The following is a 2341-nucleotide window of genomic DNA, read 5'->3' on the forward strand; positions in this document are numbered from 1 at the left end:
CGCTGCGCAAGGCTGCGAGACTGCGCGGCGAGTTTCTGCTCGAGATCGGAAAGGAACGCGGCGTTTTCGGCCGATTGCGCCTTCGGCTTGTTGGCGCGGAGCTGGTTCCAGGTCGCGGCGATAATCTCTTTCTGCCGCGCGGCGATCTCTTCGTCGTTCCCTTGCTGGCCGCCACCCATGCCCCCGCCGCCACCCTCGGGAGCCTGACCCTGGCGATATTCACGCTCGAACGGCTGGGCTTCAAGGAAGTAGATGTCGGTCTGAGTAGCGCGGCGCGCGTCACGGGCCACGGCGTAGAGGCTGACGATGTCGCCTGGAGCCATCTTGTAATCTTCCAGCGCGATCAAGGCGCTGCCGCGGGCTTCCTTGCCCCCACCTGCGCCGGAAAGCGCCACCGATTTCTCAGGTCCGCCGTTGACGCTGTAGCGAAGCTCAGCCGACTTCAACCCAAAATCGTCCGAAGCCTCAACCTCGACTACGACCTCCTCGATGGGACTCACTTTGGCGTCACGGCCAGGCCGGGCGATCTTGATCTCGGGCGCTTTCTCCTCGCGCGCCTCAATGAAGTAATCTTCGCTGATGCGCACAACCTGACCCTCGCTCTCCGCCGCGACATAGTAGGAGCCCTCACGGTCAACGCTGAGTTTGGCCGAGGTCCAGTTGCCTTCCCCTCCCTGGAGTCGAATCCTCCTGCCGTCGTCCATGACGAGGACGCCGCCAGCGAGCGGGCGGTCCGTCTCGATCCGCACCTCGGCTTCCGAACCTTCGACTGCCCGGATGTCTCCCCCCTTGGTTTCCGCGTTCAGGCTTGCCCCAAGCCACGCCGGTCCCTTGGTTCGCACTATCATCTGCTTGATGCCGGGGAGTTCCACGACTCTCAGGCGGAAGACTCTGGATTTCACGCGGCCGGCCTCGACGCGATACTCAAGGTCCTGGCTGACACTGGCGAGATAGAACTGCCACGCCGCGCCTTCGCCGCGTTTGGACTCCATCGGCAGGGCTTCCCACTGGCCACCCTCCGGCCGGACTTGCAGAGTCACGTTCGCCGCTTCGAATCCCAGGAGGCGCGCCTCCACCGCCTGGTCGCCCCCCCGGCGCACTTTCGCGTCGCCGGGCGAAACGCTGATTTCAAACAACGACCCGGCGCCCTGCGGCGGTGCGCCGGCCCAGAGCAGATGCGCGGCATAGCCGAGCTCACCGGGGGCGCGTCCGACGAGCCAGCCGATGAAGGCGAGGCAGAGAACGGCAATGCCGCCGGCGCCGATCAGGCGAGTCGTAGACACTACTCGAGAAGGCGGCACGGAGGCCGCTGTTTGCAGAGCCTCCTCGGCAAGCAATTGACTGAACGGGTTGGAGGGAGCGCTTTCGATGGTCGTGACTCGCTGCTCGAAACCCGGCTCGGCCTTCTCTACGGTCATCGCGGCGCGCTTGCGATTCACCCGAAGCACGGGCAGCAAGAGCCCGAGCGCGAGCCCCCCGCCCACGGCGAGGAAGATCAAAAACCGGCCCGCGAACAGAGAGCGGTCGGAGAGCGCGAACGTGACGGCGATCCACGCCGCCAAGGCCGTAGCGGCAACCGCCAGCAGCGCCGTCAGGGCGGAGCCCCAAGAGACCGCGCCCCAGCGGATCCGCCGCTCGACATCCTTCAGATAAGTTTCGAACAGCTCCAGTGGTGTCATGCTGCCTTCCCCATCCCCTCGTTGGAGACAACGCTCGCGCCTTCGAGCCGCGGAGTCCGGGCGGCCAGAAGGAATTCCATCAACGCAGCCAACAGCGCCAGGGCAAGCGCGACGAGCCCGAAGGCCCGGCGCACCCGGTCCTGACCAGCCTTTGTTCCAGTTTCGCCGGTTTGCGCCTTGCCCTGCCAGAGGGCGAGGACTTCATCATCGGCATGACCGTGTCGGGCGCCGAGCCCTATCCCGGCGGGCTCACCCTGGCCGACAAGCAGGAGATCGTCGCCTATCTCGATTCCCGCGGCCTCGTCGATTACGTCTCCTGCGGCACCGGGCATTATCTCAACCAGTCCTTCAAGCTCGTGCCCTCCTTCCACTTCAACATGATGCTCGGTGCGCCCGACGCGGCGAAGCTCAAGGAGGTGGTGCGCCACGCGAAGGTGACGACCGAGGCGCGGGTCAAGACCCCGGCCAATGCCGAGAAGGTGCTCTCCGAGGGCATGGCCGACCTGGTCTCGATCGTGCGCGGCCAGATCGCCGATCCGCATCTCGCGACCAAGGCGAAGGAGGGGCGGCCGGAGGACATCCGCCCCTGCATCTCCTGCAACCAGCTCTGCATCGGCCGGCGCTTCCGCGACTACTGGGTGTCCTGCCTGGTCAACCCGTCG

At 65.8% G+C, this 2341-nt stretch carries 2 protein-coding genes; one reads left to right on the top strand and one right to left on the bottom strand.

The features are described from left to right. A partial coding sequence (locus FBR05_15150) for a hypothetical protein (GenBank protein MDL1873516.1) occupies positions 1-1679 on the bottom strand: 1679 nt, incomplete at its 3' end. Positions 1680-1891: 212 nt separating this feature from the next. On the opposite strand from FBR05_15150, the gene FBR05_15155 reads away from it, so the two are divergent. After that, positions 1892-2341: oxidoreductase (locus tag FBR05_15155; GenBank protein MDL1873517.1), on the top strand; the 450-nt coding region annotated here is incomplete at its 3' end.

This window comes from Deltaproteobacteria bacterium PRO3 (assembly GCA_030263375.1).
In the GTDB taxonomy this organism is placed as follows: Bacteria; UBA10199; UBA10199; order DSSB01; family DSSB01; genus DSSB01.